Origin of the sequence: Gordonia sesuvii (assembly GCF_036350415.1) — a bacterium.
In the GTDB taxonomy this organism is placed as follows: Bacteria; Actinomycetota; Actinomycetes; order Mycobacteriales; family Mycobacteriaceae; genus Gordonia; species Gordonia sesuvii.
The window spans coordinates 111,831-133,963 of sequence record NZ_JAZDUF010000004.1 but is presented as its reverse complement, the minus strand read 5'-3'; the positions used below and the strand labels follow the sequence as shown (position 1 = coordinate 133,963).

The 22,133-nt window shown below is 67.1% G+C and carries 20 protein-coding genes, 1 tRNA gene, 1 pseudogene and 1 other annotated feature; of the genes and pseudogenes, 12 read left to right on the top strand and 10 right to left on the bottom strand.

What is annotated here, in order from left to right:
* Positions 1-132 precede the first annotated feature (132 nt).
* Together VZC37_RS14420 and VZC37_RS14415 are read left to right on the top strand one after the other, a co-directional pair.
* Positions 133-1,152, top strand: coding sequence for an AraC family transcriptional regulator (locus VZC37_RS14420; RefSeq protein WP_330433271.1), 1,020 nt, complete (start codon positions 133-135; stop codon positions 1,150-1,152).
* 48 nt (positions 1,153-1,200) lie between these two features.
* Positions 1,201-2,172, top strand: coding sequence for a ketopantoate reductase family protein (locus VZC37_RS14415; RefSeq protein ID WP_330433270.1), 972 nt, complete (start codon positions 1,201-1,203; stop codon positions 2,170-2,172).
* A gap of 14 nt (positions 2,173-2,186) precedes the next feature.
* Here the strand turns inward: VZC37_RS14415 and VZC37_RS14410 are convergent.
* Together VZC37_RS14410 and VZC37_RS14405 are read right to left on the bottom strand one after the other, a co-directional pair.
* Positions 2,187-2,262, bottom strand: a tRNA-Thr gene (locus tag VZC37_RS14410).
* Positions 2,263-2,343: 81 nt separating this feature from the next.
* Positions 2,344-2,943 carry a hypothetical protein gene (locus tag VZC37_RS14405; RefSeq protein WP_330433269.1) on the bottom strand — a complete coding sequence of 200 codons (600 nt, stop codon included), beginning with the start codon at positions 2,941-2,943 and terminating at the stop codon, positions 2,344-2,346.
* 45 nt (positions 2,944-2,988) lie between these two features.
* Between VZC37_RS14405 and VZC37_RS14400 the strand changes: the two genes are divergently transcribed.
* Positions 2,989-3,657, top strand: coding sequence for a 4a-hydroxytetrahydrobiopterin dehydratase (locus VZC37_RS14400; protein ID WP_330433268.1), 669 nt, complete (start codon positions 2,989-2,991; stop codon positions 3,655-3,657).
* Positions 3,658-3,785: 128 nt separating this feature from the next.
* Positions 3,786-4,097: pseudogene (locus VZC37_RS14395) on the top strand (transposase); the annotation flags it as partial.
* A 30-nt stretch (positions 4,098-4,127) separates the two neighbouring features.
* On the opposite strand, the gene VZC37_RS14390 reads toward VZC37_RS14395, so the two are convergent.
* Positions 4,128-5,377, bottom strand: a protein-coding gene (locus tag VZC37_RS14390; protein WP_330433267.1) for an IS3 family transposase whose coding sequence is annotated in 2 segments (ribosomal slippage) — positions 4,128-5,083 and positions 5,083-5,377 — 1,251 coding nt in all. Because the reading frame shifts where the segments join, the coding sequence is not laid out codon by codon here.
* Positions 4,965-5,096 (bottom strand) — a sequence feature (AL1L pseudoknot). (Overlaps the previous gene by 132 nt.)
* Positions 5,378-5,431: 54 nt before the next feature.
* Between VZC37_RS14390 and VZC37_RS14385 the strand changes: the two genes are divergently transcribed.
* Positions 5,432-6,835, top strand: a complete 1,404-nt coding sequence (locus VZC37_RS14385) for a transposase (protein WP_330433266.1) — start codon at positions 5,432-5,434, stop codon at positions 6,833-6,835.
* A 134-nt stretch (positions 6,836-6,969) separates the two neighbouring features.
* Here VZC37_RS14385 and VZC37_RS14380 read toward each other — a convergent pair whose 3' ends face one another.
* The gene (locus VZC37_RS14380) at positions 6,970-8,193 is read right to left on the bottom strand and encodes an NAD(P)-dependent malic enzyme (protein WP_330433265.1); all 1,224 of its coding nucleotides are present in this window, start codon (positions 8,191-8,193) and stop codon (positions 6,970-6,972) included.
* A 248-nt stretch (positions 8,194-8,441) separates the two neighbouring features.
* On the opposite strand from VZC37_RS14380, the gene VZC37_RS14375 reads away from it, so the two are divergent.
* Genes VZC37_RS14375 through VZC37_RS14365 form a run of 3 tightly spaced genes read left to right on the top strand, consistent with a single transcriptional unit; the run spans position 8,442 to position 12,423 of the window.
* Positions 8,442-9,095 carry a GntR family transcriptional regulator gene (locus tag VZC37_RS14375; RefSeq protein ID WP_330433264.1) on the top strand — a complete coding sequence of 218 codons (654 nt, stop codon included), beginning with the start codon at positions 8,442-8,444 and terminating at the stop codon, positions 9,093-9,095.
* Positions 9,092-10,333, top strand: coding sequence for an MFS transporter (locus tag VZC37_RS14370; RefSeq protein WP_431309415.1), 1,242 nt, complete (start codon positions 9,092-9,094; stop codon positions 10,331-10,333). The genes VZC37_RS14375 and VZC37_RS14370 overlap by 4 nt, the downstream gene beginning before the upstream one ends.
* Before the next feature lie 56 nt (positions 10,334-10,389).
* A complete protein-coding gene (locus VZC37_RS14365) occupies positions 10,390-12,423 on the top strand; it encodes a DUF6541 family protein (protein WP_330433263.1) in 2,034 nt (677 codons plus the stop codon).
* A 264-nt stretch (positions 12,424-12,687) separates the two neighbouring features.
* On the opposite strand, the gene galE is transcribed toward VZC37_RS14365, so the two are convergent.
* On the bottom strand, positions 12,688-13,707 hold the full coding sequence (gene galE, locus VZC37_RS14360) for a UDP-glucose 4-epimerase GalE (protein WP_330433262.1): 1,020 nt from the start codon (positions 13,705-13,707) through the stop codon (positions 12,688-12,690).
* Between the two features lie 84 nt (positions 13,708-13,791).
* On the opposite strand from galE, the gene VZC37_RS14355 reads away from it, so the two are divergent.
* Complete coding sequence (locus tag VZC37_RS14355; RefSeq protein WP_330433261.1) at positions 13,792-14,679, top strand: alpha/beta hydrolase; 888 nt, start codon at positions 13,792-13,794, stop codon at positions 14,677-14,679.
* Positions 14,680-14,740: 61 nt separating this feature from the next.
* Here the strand turns inward: VZC37_RS14355 and rfbB are convergent, their stop codons facing one another.
* Positions 14,741-15,745 (bottom strand): dTDP-glucose 4,6-dehydratase, encoded by a 1,005-nt coding sequence (gene rfbB / locus VZC37_RS14350; protein WP_330433260.1) that lies wholly within the window; start codon positions 15,743-15,745, stop codon positions 14,741-14,743.
* Positions 15,746-15,841: 96 nt separating this feature from the next.
* Between rfbB and rfbA the strand changes: the two genes are divergently transcribed.
* Together rfbA and VZC37_RS14340 are read left to right on the top strand one after the other, a co-directional pair.
* Positions 15,842-16,717, top strand: a complete 876-nt coding sequence (gene rfbA / locus VZC37_RS14345; protein WP_330433259.1) for a glucose-1-phosphate thymidylyltransferase RfbA — start codon at positions 15,842-15,844, stop codon at positions 16,715-16,717.
* Complete coding sequence (locus tag VZC37_RS14340) at positions 16,718-17,335, top strand: dTDP-4-dehydrorhamnose 3,5-epimerase family protein (RefSeq protein ID WP_330433258.1); 618 nt, start codon at positions 16,718-16,720, stop codon at positions 17,333-17,335.
* A 153-nt stretch (positions 17,336-17,488) separates the two neighbouring features.
* Here VZC37_RS14340 and VZC37_RS14335 read toward each other — a convergent pair whose 3' ends face one another.
* Both VZC37_RS14335 and VZC37_RS14330 read right to left on the bottom strand, forming a co-directional pair.
* The gene (locus VZC37_RS14335; protein ID WP_330433257.1) at positions 17,489-17,830 is read right to left on the bottom strand and encodes a DUF2304 domain-containing protein; all 342 of its coding nucleotides are present in this window, start codon (positions 17,828-17,830) and stop codon (positions 17,489-17,491) included.
* A 7-nt stretch (positions 17,831-17,837) separates the two neighbouring features.
* A complete protein-coding gene (locus tag VZC37_RS14330) occupies positions 17,838-18,542 on the bottom strand; it encodes a glycosyltransferase family 2 protein (RefSeq protein WP_330433256.1) in 705 nt (234 codons plus the stop codon).
* Between the two features lie 70 nt (positions 18,543-18,612).
* Between VZC37_RS14330 and VZC37_RS14325 the strand changes: the two genes are divergently transcribed.
* On the top strand, positions 18,613-19,479 hold the full coding sequence (locus VZC37_RS14325) for a glycosyltransferase family 2 protein (protein ID WP_330433255.1): 867 nt from the start codon (positions 18,613-18,615) through the stop codon (positions 19,477-19,479).
* On the opposite strand, the gene VZC37_RS14320 is transcribed toward VZC37_RS14325, so the two are convergent.
* Together VZC37_RS14320 and VZC37_RS14315 are read right to left on the bottom strand one after the other, a co-directional pair.
* Entirely contained in the window at positions 19,422-20,681 is a 1,260-nt protein-coding gene (locus tag VZC37_RS14320; RefSeq protein ID WP_330433254.1) for a lipopolysaccharide biosynthesis protein, read from the bottom strand. The two genes, VZC37_RS14325 and VZC37_RS14320, sit on opposite strands and share 58 nt — an antisense overlap.
* Positions 20,682-20,688: 7 nt before the next feature.
* A complete protein-coding gene (locus VZC37_RS14315) occupies positions 20,689-22,044 on the bottom strand; it encodes a M1 family metallopeptidase (protein ID WP_330433253.1) in 1,356 nt (451 codons plus the stop codon).
* Between the last annotated feature and the right edge of the window lie 89 nt (positions 22,045-22,133).

Sequence of the window (22,133 nt, the reverse complement as noted above, 5' to 3'; positions counted from 1 at the left end):
GCCGGTGGGAGAATGGCGTGGGACGCGGTGTGCAAGCGACGCTACGGAGATCGGGTCTGTGCCGGAATGCCCTGGCTACCGGGGGTCTTGCCCGTTCGTCCGGGATCGCCCCGGCGTCGGCGGAGGTGCGTGATGGACGTGTTGTCCGATGTGCTGCTCGCGGTGCGCATGACCGGAGCGGTGTATTACGACATCGACGCGCGGTCGCCGTTCGTCGCGCAGAGTCCACCGACCGACGCGATCGCGTCGAAAGTGGCCGCGGATGCCGAGCATCTGATCGCATTCCATGTCCTCACGTCGGGTAGCTGCTGGGTGGAGGCCGTCGAGGAGCCGGAGCCCGCAGCGTTGCTGCGGGCAGGGGAGATCGTCATCTTTCCGTCCGGGGAAGCGAACATCCTGTCGTCGTCCCCGGGCATGCGGGGGCAGCCGGACATGTCGCAGTACTACCGGCCGGTGAGTGAGGCGCTGCCCTTCGTGATCGACATCAACGGGGACGCCGACGCCGAGCGATGTCGAATCGTCTGTGGCTACCTCGCCTGTGACAGCGGGCCTTTCAATCCCCTGCTGGATTCCTTGCCCCGGATGATTCTGGCGCCGGTGTCCAGTCGGAGTTGGGGATGGATGACGTCGTTGTTGGACACCGCGATCGCTGCGAGTGCTGATCGGGACGCCGGTCAGGAGGCGATGCTGGCGAAGTTGTCCGAGCTGATGTTCCTGGAGGCCATCCGCTCGCACATCGACGGGTTGCCGCCGGAGGCGCGGAGCTGGGTGGCCGGGCTGCGTGACCGGGATGTCGGTGCCGCCCTTCGGCTCATGCACGGCCGATTCGCCGAGCAGTGGACCCTCGACCGGCTCGCCCGCGACGTCGGGATGTCGCGGTCGGCGTTCGCCGATCGATTCACCGCCTACGTCGGTGTGCCGCCGATGACCTATCTGTCGCGGTGGCGTCTCCAGCTCGCGGCTCGGCTACTGCAGTCGGGGGCGACGACCGTCGCATGTGCGGCGAATACTGTTGGATATCAGTCGGAGTCGGCGTTTCACCGAGCGTTCAAGCGGCACGTCGGGGTGGCGCCCGGGGCGTGGCGGCGTGGAGTCGTTCGGGTGAACGACGGCGTGTCCGGTGCGCCGGAATCCACCCATCGGGCGCGATGAAGCACCATCGACCTCCGACTGCTTGTGCCGTTTCCCTACTCTGGTGACATGCGTTTCGTCATCTTCGGGGCCGGCGCGATCGGCGGCGTCGTCGGCGGTCGGCTGTTTCGGGCCGGGATTCCGACGACCCTGATCGCACGTGGCGCCCACCTCAACGCGATCCGCGACCGTGGGCTCACCCTGGACCTCGCCGAGGGCGCCGAGACGCTCGCCGTGCCGGCCGTGGCGCATGCGTCGGACATCGACTGGACGCCCGACACAGTGGTGTTGATCTGTGTGAAGTCGCAGCACACCGCGTCCGTGCTCGACGACCTGCAGGCACACGCCCCACTGGCGACTCCGATCGTTTCGGCCCAGAACGGCGTAGCGAACGAGTCCGCGATCCTACGACGATTCCCGAACGCCTACTCGATCTGCGTGATGCTGCCCGCGCTGCACCTCGAACCAGGTGTCGTCGTGCAGGGATCGTCGGCGACACCGGGCATCCTCGACATCGGCCGCTACCCCGTCGGGACCGACGACATCGCCGCGGAGATCTCCTCGGACTTCGCGGCGGCCGGGTTCGAATCCGTGCCGCGTGACGACATCATGGCCTGGAAGTACCGCAAGCTCGTCCTCAACCTGGGCAACGGTGTCGACGCCACGTACCGGCGTGACGGCGACGCCACCGCCGAACTGATGCGGCGCGTACGGGACGAGGGAGAAGCAGTGCTGGTCGCCGCGGGAATCGACGTCGTCAGTGACAAGGCGGACCGCGAACGACGCGGCGACCTGATCGTGCGCCGCGACAGCGGCGAGGACAGCATCGAGAGCTCCACCTGGCAGAGCATCGCCCGGGGTGCCCCCGACAGCGAGATCGACTATCTGACGGGTGAGATCGTGTTGCTGGGCCGGCTACACGGGGTTCCCACTCCGGCGAACGAACTCGTCCACATGGAAACGGCTCGTCTGATTCGCGATCAGCTTGCTCCGGGCAGCCTGGATCCGCGGGCGGCGCTCGCGAGTATTGATCAGGAGTAGCGGTGAGACCGCGGTGGAGCCGCCCAGGGGAATCGAACCCCTGACCTATTCATTACGAGTGAATTGCTCTACCGACTGAGCTAGGGCGGCGTGCTGCGCGCGGCAGCGCACACGAGTGTAGCGAGCGGGGTGGTGAGCGACCAAACCGGCCCGGCGCGGTGCCGGGCCGGGTCAATTGTCCGGTTGTGAGGTCCCGTGGCCGAGGCGCAGGAGCAACGCCCTCCCGCGCGGCGACAACTCGTAGCCCACGTCCAGGCTGTGGGTCAGTCCGAGCTTCTTCAGCTTGCGCACGTCCAGCTTGAATTCTGCACGTTCCCTGCCGAGTTCGGCGGCGAGCTCGGTGGACACGACGGCAGGGCGTCGCGCGATGACGTCGAGGGTCGCCCGGGTCCACGGTCCGGATGAAGCGCGGGCGTCCAGGCGGTCCAGACGTGTGACGAGATCGTGGACATCGTCGTCGGAGAGGTCGGCGTCCGCCCGCAGCGCGATCCGCGGGTCGGGCCCCGCCCATCGCAGCCCGACCCGGAAGATCGGGTCGTCGTTCTTGCGGAGCTTCGAGATCACCTCCGCAGGTGACGCGAATCCCGCTCGACGTGCGTCGTCGTCGGTGATGTCGGCGGCGTCGGCCGGGTCGACGGTGACGATCTCGATGACCCCAGCAGAACTGATGAACGTCGAACCCGGCTTGACCCGCGGCGTCTTCCACCGGCGGAAGGCCAGGTCGATCGACCCGTCCGCCACACCTTGCGCGGTCGGCACCGGTAGCAGCACATCGTGAGGGTACCCAGGATCGGTCGGCGTCCGTAGGGTCGAGTCATGACCGGATCCAGTGGAACACCAGTCAGCGCTGCCGCGGCGACCGAGGCACTCTCCGACCCGTGGCGGGTGATGGCCGACACCGCCTACGCCGCATTTCGTACCAAGAACATGGTGCGGGGAGGTGAGTTCGTCGCCAAGATCATCGAGGCCGCGGAGGCGGCCGGACACCATCCCGACGTCGAACTGCGGTATGGCTCAGTCCACCTCGCGCTCACCACGCACAGCGCGCATCGGCTCACCGAGGCCGATGTGGCGTTGGCCAACCAGATCTCGGCGATCGCGAGTGACCTCGACCTCGAACCCGCGGCGGCGCCACCGGCTCGGTTCGAACTCGGTATCGACGCACTCGACATCGACAAGGTCCGCCCGTTCTGGAAGGCGGTCCTCGGCTACGACGACGAGCCGGAGGAGACGTCGATGGACCTCTCCGACGGCGCGGGCATCCTGCCCAGCGTGTGGTTTCAGCAGATGGACGAGCCGCGCCCGGAACGCAATCGGGTGCACGTCGACCTGTGGGTTCCCCACGACGTGGTGGAGGAACGGATTGTTGCGGCGATCGGTGCGGGCGGCAGTCTGGTCTCCGACGAATTCGCGCCCGAATGGTACGTACTCGCCGACGCCGAGGGCAACGAGATCTGTCTGTGCACGTGGCGCGGCCGGGAGTGACCGAAATCTGCGTGCTCAGGCCTCTCCGAGGGGATATATCGGGCTGTTGCGAAATGGCCGTGGGGATTCTGCGGCCATTTCGGCTTGTCAGCGGGTGTTTCTGACTGATTGTGGCCGATAATGTGTTGGTGGCCAAGGGGTATCGACCGGTTGATCGCGATCAGGAGTTCTTGCTTCCGCCGAGTATGCGGGGGTGGTTGCCCGATGATGATCCGGTGTGGCTGGTGATTTCGCTGGTCGAGCGGATCGACACGTCAGTGCTGGATCGGTTACGCAAGACCGGCGGGGTGGGGCGGCGTGGGTATGACCCGCAGATGATGTTGACCCTGTTGATTTGGGGGTGGGCGCACGGGCAGCGGTCGTCTCGGCAGTTGGAGCGGCTGTGTCGGCGTGATATCGCGTTCCGGGTCATTTGCGGGGGCGATGGTCCTGATCATGTGAACCGTCCTGGACCCGGTGGAGACCTGGGTTTAGGCCACCTCCGGGATGGAGGCGACGGTGTCACGGTAGCGCGTCTCGTACTCGACCGGTGGTCGGTAGCCGATCGATGAGTGCAGCCGCTCGGTGTTGTACCAGTGGACCCAGGCGGCCGTTTCGCGTTCGACCTCGGCGCGCCCGGACCATGATTTCTGCCGACCGACGAGCTCGGTCTTGTACAACCCGATCGTTGATTCCATCAACGCGTTGTCGAGCGCGTCACCGACCGAACCGATGGATCCGGTGATCTTCGCGTCGTAGAGCGCCTTGGTGAAGGCGATGGATGTGTACTGACTGCCCGCATCGCTATGATGGGCCAAACCCGTTGCGGTAAAGGAGAAATCGGTTCTGCGGCGAGTAAACAATGCCTGCTCGAGGACGCTGCTCACCAGGGGCGTCTCCTTCGACGTCATCACTCGCCACCCCAGAATCCTCCGGGAGTACACGTCCACCAGAAACGCCACGTACACGAACCCGGCCACGGTCCATACGTAGGTGAAGTCCGCCACCCACCACTGGTCGGGCCGGCTCGGTGTGTGCCATTGCCGATCAACATGATCTGCAAACCGTTCGGCGTTCTCGTCACGCTGGGTGGTGCGGGTGCGATGGGAGCCGCGCACCGACCCGGAGATCCCGCAGATCCCCATCAGTCGGCCGACCTGATCGCGGCCCATTGTGTGCCCGGCGCGCCACATCGCATGCTGCATCTTGCGCACCCCGTACACACCGCGTTGGCGGACAAACTCCTGGTAGACGGCGTGCGCGTCGTACGCCTCGGCCAGTTGCGCCGCCGAGACCGGGCCCGCCTGCTTGCGGGCGTAATAGGTGGACGGGGCGATCTGCACGCCGTACTCGGCGAGTACTCGACAGATCGGATCGACCCCGAACCGGTCGCGGAAAGCGTCGATATACTCGACGATCAGCGCAGTCGGCGGTCGATCTCCGCCGCCGCGAAAAACGCGGACGCAGTCTTCAAAATCTCATTCGCCCTACGTAACTCGGCGTTCTCCTTACGCAACTCCGCCAACTCCGCCACCGGGTCCCCACCACCAGACTCCACCCGCGGTGCCGACGAGTAGCGGTCCTCGACCCAATTCCGAAGAGTCGCCTGATTCACCCCCAACAACTCGCCGACATGCCGGCGCGCCGCGAGCTTCGACTCCCCATGCTCCCGCAACCGGTCCTCATACAAACGAACCGCCTGCGCACGCGTCTCGTCGTCGTACTTCCGCACAGCTCCCATGACCACATTCTCCTGGTGCGTTCACGGTCTCCACCAGACCCAGGACGGTTCAATGTGACGATCGCCCGGTTTCGCGTGGATGCGGCACCGGTGATGGCGGAGTTGTTCACTCAGGTGTTGGTGGCGTGTGCCCAGTTGGGGTTGGGCAAGCTCGGGGTGGTGGCACTCGACGGGGTCAAGATTGCCTCGGATGCGTCCGCTTCAACTAATCGCACAGAGAAAGGACTGGTCAAGGCCCGTGAGGCCGAGTTGGCGCGGTTACGTCGGCAGCTGAGTGGCACCGCTGAGGCCGCCGCACGTGAGCATGCACTCAACGACGACATCGACGACGATGATCAGTCGGTGCCGCCGCAATTGTTGGGGTCGGATCGGCTCGACCGCATCGATGAGGCACTGCAGTCGGCCCGTGCACACAACAGTGCGGCCGCCCGGGCGCAGCCGGCGGCCGATCCGAACGCTGCCGCGAAACGGCGGGAACTGCGCGCTCAGCAGCGTCAAGAGTTCCTCTCCGATTGGCTCGACCGCTGGGATTCCGGAGTGTTGTCACGGAGTGCTACGGTGCCGATCGAGTTGCGGGTGGCCATCGCCGAACGGCTGCTGGCCGAGGCGATCGATACCCAGCAGGCCAAGATCGACCGGCGCACCGCCGGGCAGCGGGGGCGGCGACCGAAACCGATCGAGCAGGCCAGCGAGGTGATCGCGGCCCGCGCCCGCCTGGCCCATGCCCACCAGCTCACCGACCGGTGGCACGCAGCCCAGGCCGACCGGGTGGCGCGGGTCGAAGCCGCCGAGGCGGCTGCAACACCGCCGGCCGCGCGCAAGCCGCACCGTGCCAGCACCGACACCCGACGCAACATCACCGACCCTGACTCCAGGCCGATGCCGCTGCGTGGTGGTGGGTGGCTTCAGGGCTACAACTGCCAGGCGGTGACCAGCGAGGACGGGTTGATCCTGGCGACCAGCGTCGGTAACGGCGTCTCCGACTGCCCCGAGTTCGTGCCCATGCTCGAGCAGGCGGTGACAGCCGCCGACCTCATCACCACCCATCAACCCATCTCGCCCGATGATCCCGCGGTTCGCGGGATCGGGACGATCCTCGCCGATGCCGGATACCTGTCACAGGCCAACATCCTCGCCGAGGGCCCCGACCGGCTGATCGCCACCAGCAAGTCCCACAAACTGCCCCGCGTCAGCAGCGATGCGCCGCCACCCGAGCCGGACGCCGACGCCGGTCCGATCGCGGCAATGACCTACCGCCTGGCCACAGACGAAGGCCACCACCTCTATCGCCGACGTAGCCATATAGCCGAAACGCCATTCGGTAATGCCAAGCACAACATGGGATTTCGCAGATTCACCAGCCGCCGACTACCCCGCGCACAAGCCGAGTTCGCCTTCCACGCCATCGTCCACAACATCATGAAAGCCATCACCGGCCAGCACCTGGCAACCACCTAGAGCAGCCGGGGGCCGGCCCGGACCTCACATCAGGATCCGGACCGGCCAACGACCGCGGCAGGTAAATCGCAACAGCCCGATATTCCCCTCGGACCGACCTGACAGGGCCGATTTCAGTCACGCAGCGAGTTTGCTCAGGCGACGCCCTCAGCCTTGGCGGCCTCGGCGACCGCGGCTGCCACGGCGGGGGCCACCCGGCCGTCGAGCGGGCTCGGCACGATCTTGTCGGTGCGCAGATCGTCTGCCACAACCGAGAAAATCGCTTCCGCCGCAGCCAGTTTCATGCGCTCGGTGATGCGGCGGGCACCGGCGTCGAGGGCGCCGGCGAAAACCCCGGGGAACGCGAGGACGTTGTTGATCTGGTTCGGGAAGTCGCTGCGCCCGGTCGCGACGATCGCGGCGTGCTTGGACGCGACCTCCGGGTGGATCTCCGGATCGGGGTTGGACAGCGCGAACACGATCGAATCGTCGGCCATCGATGCGATCAGCGATTCGTCGATCTTGCCCGCGGACACACCGAGGAACACATCGGCCCCGGACAGTGCCTCTGCCGGGCCACCGGACAGGCTACGCGGGTTGGTGCGTTCGGCCAGTTCCTGCTTGACCTCGCTCAGGTCGTCGCGGTGGAAGCTGACGATGCCCTTGGAATCCAGCACCACCACGTCGGTCACGCCGGCGTGTTCCAGGATGTTGGCGCAGGCGACACCTGCGGCGCCGGCGCCGGAGATGACGACCTTGAGATCACGCAGGTCGCGCTTCTGCAGTGCCATGGCGCCCTTGAGGGCGGCCAGCACCACGATGGCGGTGCCGTGCTGGTCGTCGTGCATCACCGGGCAGTCGAGCGCCTCGATGACCCGGCGCTCGATCTCGAAGCAGCGCGGCGCGGAGATGTCCTCGAGGTTGACCGCGCCGAAGCTGGGGCGCATGCGGACCAGTGTCTCGACGATCTCGTCGGGGTCCTGGGTGTCGAGGACGATGGGGATCGAGTTCAGCCCGGCGAAGGTGCGGAACAGGGCGGACTTGCCCTCCATCACGGGCAGAGAGGCGCGCGGGCCGATGTCGCCCAGGCCCAGCACGGCCGAACCGTCGGAGACGACGGCCACCAGCCGCTCGGTCCACGTGTACTTGTTCACCAGTGCCGCATCGTTGTCGATCGCGCGGGACACCTGGGCCACACCGGGGGTGTAGGCGATCGACAGATCGCGCTGGGTGTCGATGGGCGAACGCAACTCCACCGACAGCTTCCCGCCGACGTGTGCCATGAAGATCTCCTCGTCGGTGATCGGCACTTCGTCGAGATTCGGCTCGTTGAACGGAGCCTGGCGGTGGGTGGGGACGTTGTCTGCCGTGCTGGCCACGGTGTTCCTCCTGGATTACCCGCGTCGGACAGCGGGTGCCTACGGTGGCGCCACGGCGGTGGGGCGCCCCTACAACTGCCGGTCCTGAGAGCAGAGCGGTGTGAGCTCCGCCACTAGAGCGAACCGTCACGGCCCGGATCACGGTTTTGTCCCGGGCGCGGAACTCGCTCAGTGTCGCACCGTCTCCGCGGGGCGGGCAAGGTGCCCCCCGATTGATCGCTCGGGTCGATAAGGTACAACTTGTATCTATGTCGTGGGCAACCGGTGAATCGGCAGCTGAGCGCGTATATCGCGAGGTCAAGGGGCAAATTCTCACAAACGAGATCCCTGGCGGTGAGCTGATCAGTGAAGGTGACATCGCCACAAAGTGTGATGTGAGTCGCACCCCGGTCCGCGAGGCGTTCCTCCGACTGGAGACAGAAGGCTGGATGCGGCTCTACCCCAAACGGGGAGCCCTGGTGGTGCCGGTGTCCGACCGCGAGGCGCGCGATGTCGTCGACGCCAGGACCCTGCTGGAAGTACACGCGGTGCGGGTGGTCGTCGACGACGCGGATTCACGAGGTGATCTCGTGGCGCGGCTCGAACGCAACCTGGCCGCCCACCGTGCCACCGACCCGGCCGACGTCGCGGAGTTCTCCCGCATCGACGCGGAGTTCCATCAGCTGATCGTCGCAGCCGGCGACAACCCGCTGCTCGCGGACTTCTTCGTCAGTCTGGGGGAGCGGCACCGACGGATGACGACGACCAGCGTGCGCCGCGACGACGCGGTGCCGTCGCGCATCCTCGACGATCACCGCGAACTTCTCGACGCGCTCGCGCGCGGCGACGCCGACGCATTCGCCGACGGCCTCGCCGCCCACCTATCCGCCGTGCACGATCTGCGAAGGACACCTTCGTCATGACCCTCGACGTCACCGAACGCTCCTCCGTTCCCGAAACCGTCGGGCGCGCGGCGAGCTGGATGCCGATCGCGGCGGCGATGTTCACGGCGGCCTGGGGCGGCAACGAGTTCACCCCGCTGCTGGTGATGTACCGCCAGGAAGGGAACCTGTCCGCGGTGGCGGTGGACAGTCTGTTGTTCACCTACGTGCTCGGCATCATTCCCGCGCTGCTGATCGGTGGACCGCTCTCGGATCGCCACGGCCGCAAACTGCTGATGGTGCCGGCCCCGCTGTTCGCGGCCCTCGGGTCGCTGCTGCTGGCCCTGGGTCCACATTCGCTCGGCCTACTCACCGCGGGCCGGGTGGCGAGCGGAGTCGCGCTCGGCCTCGCGATGGCTGTCGGCGGGAGTTGGCTCGCCGAGGTCAGCCGACGCAACGGCGACCGCACGGGTGTCGGCGCCCGCCGCGCGGCGATGAGCCTGACCGCCGGCTTCGGCGTCGGCGCGGGTGTGGCGGGCGTCGTCGCTGAATGGGGCCCGTGGCCGACGGTGACCCCGTACGCGATCAACATCGTGCTGGCAGTCGGCGCGACGGTCGCCCTCACGCGGGTGCCCGAGACGCGGGAAGGCGCGGCGTCTCGTGGGCGGCTCATCGACGATCTGCGGGTCCGGGGTGCGACGAACCGGCGGTTCCTGCTGGTTGTCGTCCCGGTGGCTCCGTGGGTGTTCGGTGCCGCGGCGTCGGCGTATGCCGTGATCCCGGCGCTGATGTCGGCACGCACCGCCGGCGCACCGATCGCGTTCGCGGCGTTGTGCTGTGTGCTCGGTCTGGGCGCCGGCTTCGGCATCCAGTCGCTCGGCCGGCGGTTCGACGATCCTGCCCGCGCCCGCGGTCCGGTCCTCGCGCTGGTCATTCTCGCGGTCGGGATGGCGCTCGCTGCGGTTGCCGCCCACATGCTCACGATCTGGATGTCGCTGCTCGCGGCGACCGTCCTGGGGTGTGGCTACGGCATGGCGATGATCGCGGGATTGCTGGAGGTCCAGCGCATCGCGAATCCGCGCAACCTTGCGGGTCTCACTGCTGTGTTCTACAGCGTGACCTATCTCGGCTTCGCGGTGCCGGTCATCCTCGCGTGGCTGTCCGCGACATACCCCTCGATCACCTATCCGATGATGTTCGGGGTGGGCGTCCTCGCCGCGCTGATCTGCCTGTCGATCGTCGTCGCGGGGCATCGGACAGGTCGGCGCCTTACGTCCTAGACGGCACCGACCGGTAATCTCGTCGGGGTTCGACACGACGCGGGAGGTTGCGGGCGATGGTGCTGGGGGCGTGGGTCACCGTGGTGACGGCCCTGATGCTGGTGGTGCCCGGCGCGTTGATCGGGCGCCGTATGTTGCTGCCATGGCCGGTCGCCATCGCCGCCGGACCACCGATCACCTTCGCCATCGTCAGCGTCTTCACAGTGCTCTACTCCGCGATCGGGTTCGAGTGGAACATCATCACCGCATTGCTCGCGCTGGTGGTCACGCTGCTGTTCTCCTGGGCCTACGCCGCGATCCTCGCCCGCCGACGATTCGCCGGTCTGGTACCCGCGCCGGCCCCTGACGACGACCCGCCGTTGCGGTGGCGTTCGACGGCCCCAATGGTTGCCGGGATCGGGATCGGCACCGTCATCATCGCCATCACCTGTATCCGACCGTTGATCAAGAACACCTTCGCGGGTCTGGGCAACATCTCGCAGGTGTGGGATTCGTTGTGGCACGCCAGTTCACTGCGCTGGATCGACGAGACCGGCATCGGTTCGGCGCTGCGCATGGGTGAACTGATGAACTACGACACCCACGGATTCAACTACTACCCGAACACGTGGCATGCGTTGGGCGCCATCCTGTTCCCGGTCACCGGTGCCGATCCGGTCGAGCTGTACAACACGTATTCGCCTGCCGTGCTGGCGATCACCGTCCCGTTCGGTGTCGCATCACTGGCATATTGGTTCGCGCGGCACCGCTTCGGCACGTCGCGGTCGGCGATCTCGGCCGGAGCGGCCGGTGCGGTGTCGGCGTTGTTCCCGTCGCTGCCCTACGTCGAGGTGCAACTGACCTCGGTGCCGAACGCGGTGGGCGTGTCGATGGCGCCCATCGCCGCGGTACTGGTCATCAGTTGCGTGCGCGATCGTCGGCGGGTGCTGGCGGCGGCCGCGGCCATGTCCGGCGTCACCGCGACACACCCGTCGGGGCTGATCCTGGCGGGCGTGATCATCGGCCTGTGGCTGCTGTTCGAGGGCCTGTGGCGTCCGGCCTACGGGCGGATGCGCGACCTGGGGACACTCGCCGTGGCCGGACTGATCACCGTCGTCGGCATCGCGCCCGTCGTGTACGGCACCATCAAGGTCGCCGACACCAACGAACTGCCGTTCTTCGACTTCCGCGAGGAAGGCGTCGGTGTGCTGACCGGCCTCGGGCAGGCAGCGTTCAACGGCACGATTCCGCTCGAAGACCACTACCCGATCTGGGGTCTGATCCTCCTCACCCTGCTGGGCCTCGGAGTCCTCGCGTGGATGCGGTGCTGGGCCGGGCTCGCGGCATGGATCGTGTTCGTGCTGGTCACGGCGAATTCGGTGGTCGCACTGGGTGTGTTGTCATACCCGCTCGGTGCCATCGGCGGCTATTTCTACAACTCGCCGCATCGACTGACGTTCGTGGTGGCGATGTTCTCGGCTGCTGCCGTCGGCTGCGCCTTGGGAGCGATGGCGGTCACTGTCGCCGACCGGATCGCCGGGCGCTCGCAGACGACGACGCGAGTCCACCGCTGGGCACTTCCCGCCACGGTTGCGGTGCTGATGGTGCTGATCGCGGGCGCCGGCGTGCTGCGCTACCCGGCCGATGCGCAGATCGCGTCCAAGGAACGTGGCGGCAAGTTCATCGGACCCGACGATCTCGCCGCCTACCAGTGGCTCGCAGACCAACCCGACGCCGACGACGTGCTGGTGCTCAACAATCTCGACCAGGGCACCGGATGGCTGTACCCCGCCACCGGCGTCACCCCGATGTTCCCCTTCTACCGGGCCAACGACTTCTCGCAGCGGCAGCGCGACCTGTTCTGGGGGGTGTCGCAGATCGGCGCCGACCCGTACATCGACGGCATCGTGCGAGACATGAACGTGCACTACGTGATCGACAGCCCACCGAGTTATTGGGAGTTCCAGAACGGGGTGCCCGACCCGGAGAACGGCATCCAGGGCGACCCGTTCCTCGCGCTGCGCCAGAACGGCGCGCCCGGCCTGACGCCGGTGTTCCAGCAGGGCAACGTCACGATCTATCGGGTCGACGAGCCCGCCGCAGCCGGGTGAGCTGCCCCGCCGCTGGTTGAGTAGCCTCGTGCGAGCTTGCGAGCCCGTGGCGTATCGAAACCTGGTGTGCGGGATCTCGATACGCGACTCACTTCGTTCGCCGCTACTCGATCATCGGGTGGGGAGTCGCTGGTTGAGTGGCCGGTCGTCCCGCCGCTGGTTGAGTAGCCTCGTGCGAGCTTGCGAGCCCGTGGCGTATCGAAACCCGTTGCGCGGGATCTCGCTACTCGATCATCGGGTGGATAAGCGACCAGCGGCGAGCGTTCACGCGTCCGGAAACCCCTTCGGGTTCTTCGACTGCCACCGCCAGGTGTCGGCACACATGTCGTCGATCGTCTTGGTGGCGCGCCAGCCGAGATCTGCGTTGGCCCTCGACGGATCGGCATAGGAGGCGGCGATGTCGCCGGCACGGCGCGGGGCGATCTCGTATGGAATAGACCGACCGCTGGCCCGCTCGAAGGCCTTGATCACCTCCAGCACCGAAACTCCCTGTCCGGTACCGAGATTCCACACGGACATGGGATCTTTGCCCGCGCTGACGGTGTCGAGCGCGGCCACGTGCCCGGCGGCCAGATCGTCGACGTGGATGTAGTCGCGCACGCCGGTGCCGTCGACGGTGTCGTAGTCGTCGCCGAACACCGACAGCTTCTCCCGACGACCGACCGCCACCTGTGCGACGAACGGCATCAGGTTGTTGGGAATGCCGCTGGGGTCCTCGCCGATATCACCGCTCGCATGCGCACCCACCGGGTTGAAGTAACGCAGCGCGGCGATGCGCCACCGGTCGTCACTCGCCGCCACATCGCGCAGCACCTGCTCGATCATCACCTTGGTCCAGCCGTACGGGTTGGTCGCCGACGTCGGCAGATCCTCGGTCATGGGTAGCTTCGGCTCGGCGCCGTACACCGTCGCCGACGACGAGAACACCAGCGTTCGCACATCGTGGCGGCCCATGGCACGCAGCAGTGCGAACGTCGATCCGAGGTTGTTCTGGTAGTAGTCGAGCGGCTTGCTCACCGACTCGCCGACGGCCTTGAACCCGGCAAAATGGATGACCGCGTCGATCTGCTCGTGGGCGAAGAGGTGTTCGGTCTTGTCGACGTCGGCGAGGTCGATCGCGTGAACCGGGATCGAGGTGCCGGTCAGTGCCTCGAGGCGGCCGATCACCGTGGGTTTGGCGTTGCTGAAGTCGTCGACGACCACGACGTCGTGGCCCGCCTCGACGAGATGGATGACGGTGTGGGAGCCGATGTAGCCGGCGCCGCCGCTGACGAGAACTCGCATGGCTCCACAGTATGGGCCGATCCTGGGGATCGGCCCCGGGGATCCTGTGTTGTCCGCCTCATATCCAGCGGATACGGTCGGCGTGTGACGCGGGCGGATGTGGAGTTCAGGTCGGGACCCGACCGATGCCGGGGATGGCTGTACCTGCCGGACACGGGCCGGCCTGCGCCGATCATGGTGATGGCCCACGGTCTGGGTGCGGTCAAGGAGATGCGGCTCGACGCGTTCGCCGAACGCTTCTGTGACGCGGGGTACGCCTGCCTGGTGTTCGACTATCGGCATTTCGGGGCCAGCGACGGCGAACCGCGTCAGCTGCTGTCCATCCGGCGCCAGCTCGACGACTGGGCCGCGGCGATCGCCTACGCGCGCACGATCCCCGGCGTCGACCAGCGGCGCGTCGTGCTGTGGGGAACGTCGTTCGGCGGCGGGCACGTCATGGTGGCGGCGGCCCGTGACGGCGACATCGCAGCGGTGATCTCGCAGTGCCCGTTCACCAGCGGGACGGCGTCGGTCCTCGCGATGGACCCGATGACCACGGTCAAGGTGACGGCACGCGCTGTCGCCGACCTCGGGGCCGTGGTGTTGCGCCGCAAGCCGGTGATGGTCGCGCTGGCGGGCGAGCCCGGAGACGCCGCGCTGATGACGGCTCCGGACGTCGTGCCGGGCTACCTGCCCTTGGTTCCGGAGGGCCATCCGTTCACCAACGAGGTCGCGGCGCGGGTGGTGCCGACCATCGCACGTCACCACCCCGGCCGGGCCCTGGCGAACCTCACCTGCCCGGTGCTCATCTGCGTGTGTGATCAGGATTCGGTGGCGCCGCCGCGGCAGACGGTGCGCTACGCCCGGCGCGGACCGACGACACGTCTGATCCGGTATCCGGAGGGGCATTTCGACATCTATGTGGGCGACGCGTTCGAAGAGGTCGTCGCCGACCAGGTGGACTTCCTCGATCGGGTGGTTCCGCTGGAGTGACCCTTCGTGACGCATCCTCGCAGGCTCGGAGGCTCCTCAGGGGTCGGGTGGTGCGAGGGCCTCAGCCGATGACCTTCTCGGTGGTGGCGTAGGTCTGTTCGACGGCCTGCTTGTGTGGCTGCCACCAGTCGGGGTGGTCGCGGTACCAGTCGATGGTCGCCGACAACCCCGCTCGGAAGTCCACATATTGTGGCCGCCAACCCAACTCGGTGCGCAGGCGGGTGGAGTCGATGGCGTAGCGCCGGTCGTGCCCGGGTCGGTCGGTGACGAAGTCGAAGGCGTCAGCGGGTTGGTCGAGCAGCTCCAGGATGGTCTCGACGACGGTCCGGTTGTTGACCTCGCCGTCGGCGCCGATCAGATAGGTCTCGCCGATCTGACCGCGCTCGATGATGGTCCACACCGCGTCGTTGTGATCGTCGACGTGAATCCAGTCGCGCACGTTGAGGCCATCGCCGTAGAGGCGGGGACGCACCCCGGACAGCACGTTGGTGATCTGGCGGGGGATGAACTTCTCGATGTGCTGATACGGCCCGTAGTTGTTGGAGCAGTTGGAGATCGTCGCACGCAGCCCGAACGACCGCACCCACGCACGGACCAGCAGGTCCGAGCCAGCCTTGGTGGAGGAGTACGGGCTCGACGGGTTGTAGGCGGTGGCCTCGGTGAATCGGGCCGGGTCGTCGAGGTCGAGGTCGCCGTACACCTCGTCGGTGCTGATGTGGTGATAGCGCACATCGTGGCGGCGGACCGCTTCCAACAGCGCGAACGTGCCGACCAGGTTGGTGTGCACGAACGACGACGGGTCGGCCAGGGAGTTGTCGTTGTGCGACTCGGCCGCGAAGTGCACCACCACATCGGTGGCGGCGATCAGCGAGTCGACGAGATCGGCGTCGGCGATGTCGCCCTTGACCAGGTCGATCCGGTCGGCCACCGGCTCGAGCGTTGCCGGGTTGGCCGCATAGGTGAGCTTGTCGAGCACGGTGATCTGCACATCGGGCCGCTGCTGCAGGGTGCGCAGCACGAAGTTGGCGCCGATGAACCCGGCACCCCCGGTGACCAGAACCCGCATGACCCGTTCCCTTCCCTCGGACGCCGATCACTGTACCGGGGCGTCGTGCGGGTGCACCTCTCGTCGCCGGCCCGGAGGTGCCACTAGGGTGTGGGTATGCGCGGCATCATCCTGGCCGGGGGTACGGGGACCCGCCTACACCCGATCACGCAGGGTGTCTCCAAGCAGCTCGTGCCGGTCTACGACAAGCCGATGATCTACTACCCGCTGTCGACGCTGATGCTCGCGGGCATTCAGGACATTCTGATCATCACGACCCCGCAGGACAGTGCCGCGTTCCAGGGGCTGTTGGGCAACGGTGAGCAGTTCGGCATCAACCTGTCCTACATCACCCAGCCCTCCCCGGATGGCCTCGCCCAGGCGTTCGTATTGGGGGCCAATCACATCGGCGACGACTCGGTCGCACTCGTCCTCGGCGACAACATCTTCTACGGTCCGGGCCTCGGCAGTCAGCTGCAGGGTTTCGAGAATGTCGACGGTGGCGCGATTTTCGCCTACTGGGTGGCCGATCCGAGCGCCTACGGGGTGGTCGATTTCGATGACAGCGGAACTGCGATCGCCCTGCAGGAGAAGCCTGCTCAACCTCGTTCGAACTACGCGGTGCCCGGCCTGTACTTCTACGACAACGACGTCGTGGATATCGCTCGCAACCTGAAGCCCAGTCCCCGTGGCGAATACGAGATCACCGACATCAACGCCCATTACCTCGACCAAGGTCGACTCGCCGTCAAGGTTCTTCCGCGCGGGACCGCGTGGTTGGACACCGGCACCTTCGACTCGCTCCTCGACGCCGGCAACTTCGTCCGTACCGTCGAGCAACGGCAAGGACTCAAGATCGCCGTGCCGGAAGAGATCGCCTGGCGACGCGGGTTCATCGGCGACGACGAATTACGTTCGCGTGCAGAGAAACTCCGCAAGTCGGGGTACGGCGACTATCTACTCGAACTGCTCGAACGCGGGAAGGGTTTCTGAATGAAGCTGCGGCCATTGTCGATCGACGGTGCGTGGGAGCTGACACCCGTACAGCATGGAGACGATCGAGGGCTCTTCGCGGAGGTCTTCAAGGCCGACCTGCTGGCCGAGGCCATCGGGCATCGACTCGACCTGGCGCAGGTGAACCTGTCGGTGTCGGCCGCAGGGGTGCTGCGCGGCGTGCACTTCGCCGACGTGCCGCCCGGTCAGGCCAAGTACGTGACGTGCCCGTCCGGCGCGATCCTCGACGTCATCGTCGACATCCGGGTCGGCTCACCGACATTCGGGACCTACGACACCGTGCTGCTCGACGACGTCGACCGGCGCGCGGTGTACCTGTCCGAAGGTCTGGGCCACGCGTTCTGTTCGCTGGCCGACGGTTCGACCGTCACCTACCTGTGCTCCACGGGCTACAACCCGACAGCAGAACACGGCATCAATCCGCTCGATCCCGAGTTGGGAATCGAGTGGCCGACCACCGCCCGGGACGGGTCGGCGCTCGAGTACGAACTGTCCGCCAAAGACACCACGGCGCCGGGGCTGACGGAGGCGCGGGAGTCGGGGCTGCTGCCGTCTTACAGCGCGGTGACCACTTATCTCCGCGACCTCGCAACGTAGTTACGCGTCGACGGAACTCCGTTTCACGTCGACAGAACCCGAGAATTCGCCGAGAGAACCCAGAGTTTGTGGGCCAGCAACCGATCGGGAGATGGCTGGGTTCTCTCGACGAATTCTCGGGTTCTGTCGACCGCCGTGACAAGACTTGGGTGCCTAGTGTTTCTGTTGGTTTTCCGCGTCGCGGAGCGCTACGGCGCGGGCCAGGCGCGCGTACTTGATCTCCAACTCGCGGAACCGCAGGTAGGTGGAGACCGTGGTGAACGCGAACGCGACCACGAGTAGGAACAGCACCAGGTCCAGGCCGCGCTGGATGCCGACTTTGTTGGCGAGCCAGGTGATGTCGTCTTGGCGGAGCATCGCGTACAGACCGAACGCCACGAACGCGACGAACAGGATCTTCACGCCCGCCGAGGCGCGGGCGGTGCCGCGATTGACCACGAAGAACGCGACCAGTGCCACCAGGCCGACGATGGTGAGGATCTGGAACCAGATCATCGAGCGCTCACTTCCTCATTCGCGGGTGCAGCAGACCGTCGGCGACGATGTTGACGCCGTTGATCAACGATTGCCCCTTCGCCCGCGAATAGTCGGTGTACAGGATGGTGACGGGCTGTTCGGCCACGCGCCAGTCGTGGTGATCGATGAGCGCGACGAACTCGGATGCGTGACTCATCCCGGCCATCACGAGGTCGAGGTCGTCGGCGACCTTCTTGTTGAAGGCGCGTAATCCGTTGTGCGCGTCGGTGAGTCCGAGACGTCGGGTGCGGGGGCTGAAGAACACCACGGTCCGCAACGCCATGCGGCGGAGCAGCGGGACCGACTCGCTGCGGCCCTCGGCGAACCGGGTGCCGACGATGATGTCGACGGGTTCGGTGCGCAGTCGCTCGATCATCGCGACGACGTCGTCGACCTGATGCTGGCCGTCGGCGTCGAAGGTGACGAAGAACTTCGCGCCGGGTTGTGCGCGGGCGTACTCGACGCCGGTCTGGATGGCCGCGCCCTGACCGAGGTTGACGGGGTGCCGCACCAGGCGGACCCCGGCCGCGCGGATCTCGGCGGCGGAGCCGTCGCGGCTGCCGTCGTCGACGCAGACGATGTTGGGGAACGTCTTCGCCGCGGTCGCCGCGACCTCCCGGATCACCTCGGCCTCGTTGAAGACGGGTATCACCAGCCACACGTCATCGTTGCTGGTGGAGCCCGAGGTCATGTCGGTAACACTAGTAGTGCACCCGACCGCCGGCCCGTGACCCCCACGCCGGGTGTCCTAGGCTGGGCGGGTGCCGATCGACGTGATGATGCCGTTCTACGGTGACGTCGGGCAGTTCCGGCAGGCCGTCACCAGCGTCCTCGACCAGCGCGACGGCGATCTGCGGCTCGTCGTGATCGACGACTGTTACCCCGATCCCGAGCCCGCACACTGGCTGGCCTCGCTCACCGATCCGCGGGTGCATTACCTCCGCAACGAGACCAATCTCGGCGTCAACGGCAACTTCCGGCGATGCGTCGACCTCGTCGAGGCCGATCATTTCGTGGTCATGGGCTGCGACGACGTCATGCTGCCCGACTACGTGGCGACCGTCCGCAGACTGGCCCGGCACCACCCCGACGCCGCGGTCATCGCCCCCGGGGTGGAAGTCATCGACGACCGCGACCAGGTCGTGCACCCCCTCGGCGACCGCATCAAGTCGCTGCTGACGCCCCGCACAAGCACTGAACCGGTGGTCCTGCGCGGGGAGGCCATGGCGACGAGCCTCTACCACGGCAACTGGACCTACTTTCCCTCGCTGCTGTGGCGCACCGACCCCGTCCGCGACGTCGGGTTCCGGCCAGGTCTCGACATCGTCCTCGACCTCGCGTTGCTCGTCGACCTCGCGGCGCGCGGCGGCGCCCTCGTCCATGACCCGTCCGTCGTGTTCCGCTATCGCCGCCATCAGGGGTCGGTCAGTTCGGTACAGGCAGTCGACGGCCGACGATTCGCCGAGGAGAACGCCTTCTTCGCCGAGGAGGCCCGACGGTGCGCCGACCGCGGCTGGAGCCGGGCGGCCCGTGCCGCACGTCTGCACGCGACGTCGCGGCTGAACCACGCTCAGTCGCGGGCGCTGGCCACCGCCGGACGCCTGCGCCGCGCGAGCCCCACGGCGTGAACGGTCATCCCGACGAGCGGCCCGCAGATCAGCGCGACCGTCACGCGGGCCACCACATCGGCCGGTGACAGCAGCAACCCGACCGAGGCGAGAGTGGCGATCCACCACCCGGCGGCATACCAGCGGTGCGCGCCGACGGCGATGGTCGCGGCGCCGGTCACCGTCAGCAAGGCGAGCGTCGTCGCGCCGAGGGTGAATCCCGCCACCGCCAAGCCCGACAGCCGGAAGTCCTCGCCGAAGACGTTCTGCAGCAGCCACGGCCCGATCAGCCACGCCGCGCCCGAACCCGCCACCCCGATCGCGACGACCACGACCGCGGGGGCGCGGAGGGCGGCGCCGAGTCGGTCGGAGCCGTCGACGAACCGGGTGATCAGCACACCCTGAAAGCTGTTCAGCGGCACCAGCAGTGGCGCCCGGGTGAGTGTCACCGCGAGTACCACCGCACCGACCGTGGCGGACGATGCGTCGTCGTCGGTGGCGGTGATGAGCACCGGGAATCCCATCACCAGAACAGCGCTCGCCGCGGCCGCCGCCATCGCGGTCAGGGTGTTGGTCGCGAACCGTCGCGGCGAGACGTCACCCGGCAGGCCGACGGCGGCCCGCGCCGTCGACGACGTGAGCAGCAGGACCATCCAGGACACCGAACCGATGACCGTGATGACCAGGAAAGCGACCAGGTCGCCGCCGAACACCACGGCCAGCCCGGCGCCGACGAGCCGGATCATCGCGTCCACCGACAGCAGGGTCGCGAACGCACCCCAGGCCACCGCCCCCGACAACGCGCCGGCCAGATGCGCGTAGACACCGAACGACGCGACGCCGACGGACAGCAGCGCCACCGACAGCCACCGATGCTCGTCGAACACGAGTCCGCTCCACAGCGGCGACGTCGCGGCGACGAGGACACCGAGCGTCACGCCGATCGTCGCGTTGACCACCCACGGGCGCGCCGTCGACACACGACCGTCGATCCCGGCGCGCACCGCCCGGGTCGTCTCCTGGAGCTGGCCGTTCTGCGCGCCCGTGACCATGCCGTACGCCGCCCAGAACACGGCGAACACCGCGTAGCCGGCGGCACCGAGATGACGCGCCGCCAGGAGCAGGACCAGGTAGCCGGAGACCGCGGCGATCACCGTGGCGGCCGTGACCCGGCCGATGGCCCCGCCGGCCCGCGGTGTCGTCAGGGATGCGTCGTCGGACATCGCAGGGTCAGGACGGACCCGGGAACGCCGGCAGCGGGGCGCTGAACAACCAGTCGTCCCACAGCGCGGTCAGCGAGGTGGTCGAGTAGTTGGCGGAGAGCGCGATGAAGTCCTCGGTGGTCGCCGATCCGTACCGGTACTTGTCGGTCCAGCGCTTCAGCAGTGCGAAGAAGTTGCCGTCGCCGATCGTCAACCGCAGCGCATGGAGGGTGAGCGCCCCGCGCTTGTAGACCCAGTCGTCGAACATGTGCCGGGGCCCGGGGTCGGTGAGCGTGGCGCGCACCGGATTCGCCGCGAGCTTGTCGTAGTAGTGGCGCGCCCATTCGGCGGCGCTCTTGCCGCCGGACCGCTGACTCCACAGCCACTCCGCGTAACACGCGAAGCCCTCGTGCAGCCAGATGTCGCGCCAGCGGGCGAGGGTCACCGAGTTCCCGAACCATTGATGCGCGAGTTCGTGCGCGACGAGACGCTCCGCACGCTGCGAGCCGTCGCAGTGGTTGGCGCCGAAGGTGGAGAAACTCTGGGCCTCGATCGGGATGTCGAGGTCGTCGTCGGTGACGACGACGGTGTAGCGCGGAAACGGGTAGGGCCCGAACATCTCCACGAACACGTCGATCATCTCGAGCTGCCGACCGAAGTCGACGTCGAGGTTCGGCACGAGTCGCTGCGGGAGGATCGCGTCCACCGGAATCGGCTTGGACGCCAACGATTTCTTGACGTAGGGGCCTATCTGGATCGACGCGAGATAGGTCGGCATCGGCTCGATTTGCTGGTAGACCCAGGTCGTCTGCGCGGCGCGGGTGCGTTTGGATTCGAGGACGCCGTTGGCGAGTGCGTAGTAGGGGCTGTCGGTGGTGATCGAGATGCGGTAGGGCGCCTTCGCACTCGGATGGTCGTCACACGGGAACCAGGACGCCGCACCGTTGGGCTGGTTGGCGCACAACGCGCCTTCGGTGAGCTCCTCCCAGCCCACCTCACCCCACGCCCCGCGGATCGGGCGTGGTGAACCCGCATATCGGATGACGATGGTCATGGCCCCGCCCGGCGGCACGGGCGCGTCGGGGGTGATGGTGAGCTTGCGGTTGCGGTGGCTGTAGCGGGCGCGTTTGTCGTTGACCGTCACCCGCGAGACCGACAGCGGCGACGCCAGATCGAGCGTGAACTTGCGTAACGCGACGAAGGACGTTGCGGTGAGCGTCGCCACCCCGGATAGTCGGTTGGGTGACACCTTGTACTCGAGGTCGAGGTCGTAGCGCGATATCCGGTAGCCGAGGTTGCCGTTGTCGGGCAGATACGGGTCGAGTGCATCCAGCGGAGCGCCGAGGAGAGGCTGTCGTGGACTCTTGGCCGACTTTCCCGGCACTGACTCTCCTGTCTGTTCGCGAGCGGCGCGTGGACTCACCGGCACCAATGTCCAACGACTGGCAGCTGCCGTCGCGGACACTCAGATTA

What these genes read in the sequence shown, in the direction of transcription:
- VZC37_RS14420 (WP_330433271.1), top strand. Translation starts at nt 133, where the DNA reads ATGGACGTGTTGTCCGATGTGCTGCTCGCGGTGCGCATGACCGGAGCG.
- VZC37_RS14415 (WP_330433270.1), top strand. Translation starts at nt 1,201, where the DNA reads ATGCGTTTCGTCATCTTCGGGGCCGGCGCGATCGGCGGCGTCGTCGGC.
- VZC37_RS14400 (WP_330433268.1), top strand. Translation starts at nt 2,989, where the DNA reads ATGACCGGATCCAGTGGAACACCAGTCAGCGCTGCCGCGGCGACCGAG.
- VZC37_RS14375 (WP_330433264.1), top strand. Translation starts at nt 8,442, where the DNA reads ATGTCGTGGGCAACCGGTGAATCGGCAGCTGAGCGCGTATATCGCGAG.
- VZC37_RS14370 (WP_431309415.1), top strand. Translation starts at nt 9,092, where the DNA reads ATGACCCTCGACGTCACCGAACGCTCCTCCGTTCCCGAAACCGTCGGG.
- VZC37_RS14365 (WP_330433263.1), top strand. Translation starts at nt 10,390, where the DNA reads ATGGTGCTGGGGGCGTGGGTCACCGTGGTGACGGCCCTGATGCTGGTG.
- galE (WP_330433262.1), bottom strand. Translation starts at nt 13,707, where the DNA reads ATGCGAGTTCTCGTCAGCGGCGGCGCCGGCTACATCGGCTCCCACACC.
- rfbB (WP_330433260.1), bottom strand. Translation starts at nt 15,745, where the DNA reads ATGCGGGTTCTGGTCACCGGGGGTGCCGGGTTCATCGGCGCCAACTTC.
- rfbA (WP_330433259.1), top strand. Translation starts at nt 15,842, where the DNA reads ATGCGCGGCATCATCCTGGCCGGGGGTACGGGGACCCGCCTACACCCG.
- VZC37_RS14340 (WP_330433258.1), top strand. Translation starts at nt 16,718, where the DNA reads ATGAAGCTGCGGCCATTGTCGATCGACGGTGCGTGGGAGCTGACACCC.
- VZC37_RS14335 (WP_330433257.1), bottom strand. Translation starts at nt 17,830, where the DNA reads ATGATCTGGTTCCAGATCCTCACCATCGTCGGCCTGGTGGCACTGGTC.
- VZC37_RS14330 (WP_330433256.1), bottom strand. Translation starts at nt 18,542, where the DNA reads ATGACCTCGGGCTCCACCAGCAACGATGACGTGTGGCTGGTGATACCC.
- VZC37_RS14320 (WP_330433254.1), bottom strand. Translation starts at nt 20,681, where the DNA reads ATGTCCGACGACGCATCCCTGACGACACCGCGGGCCGGCGGGGCCATC.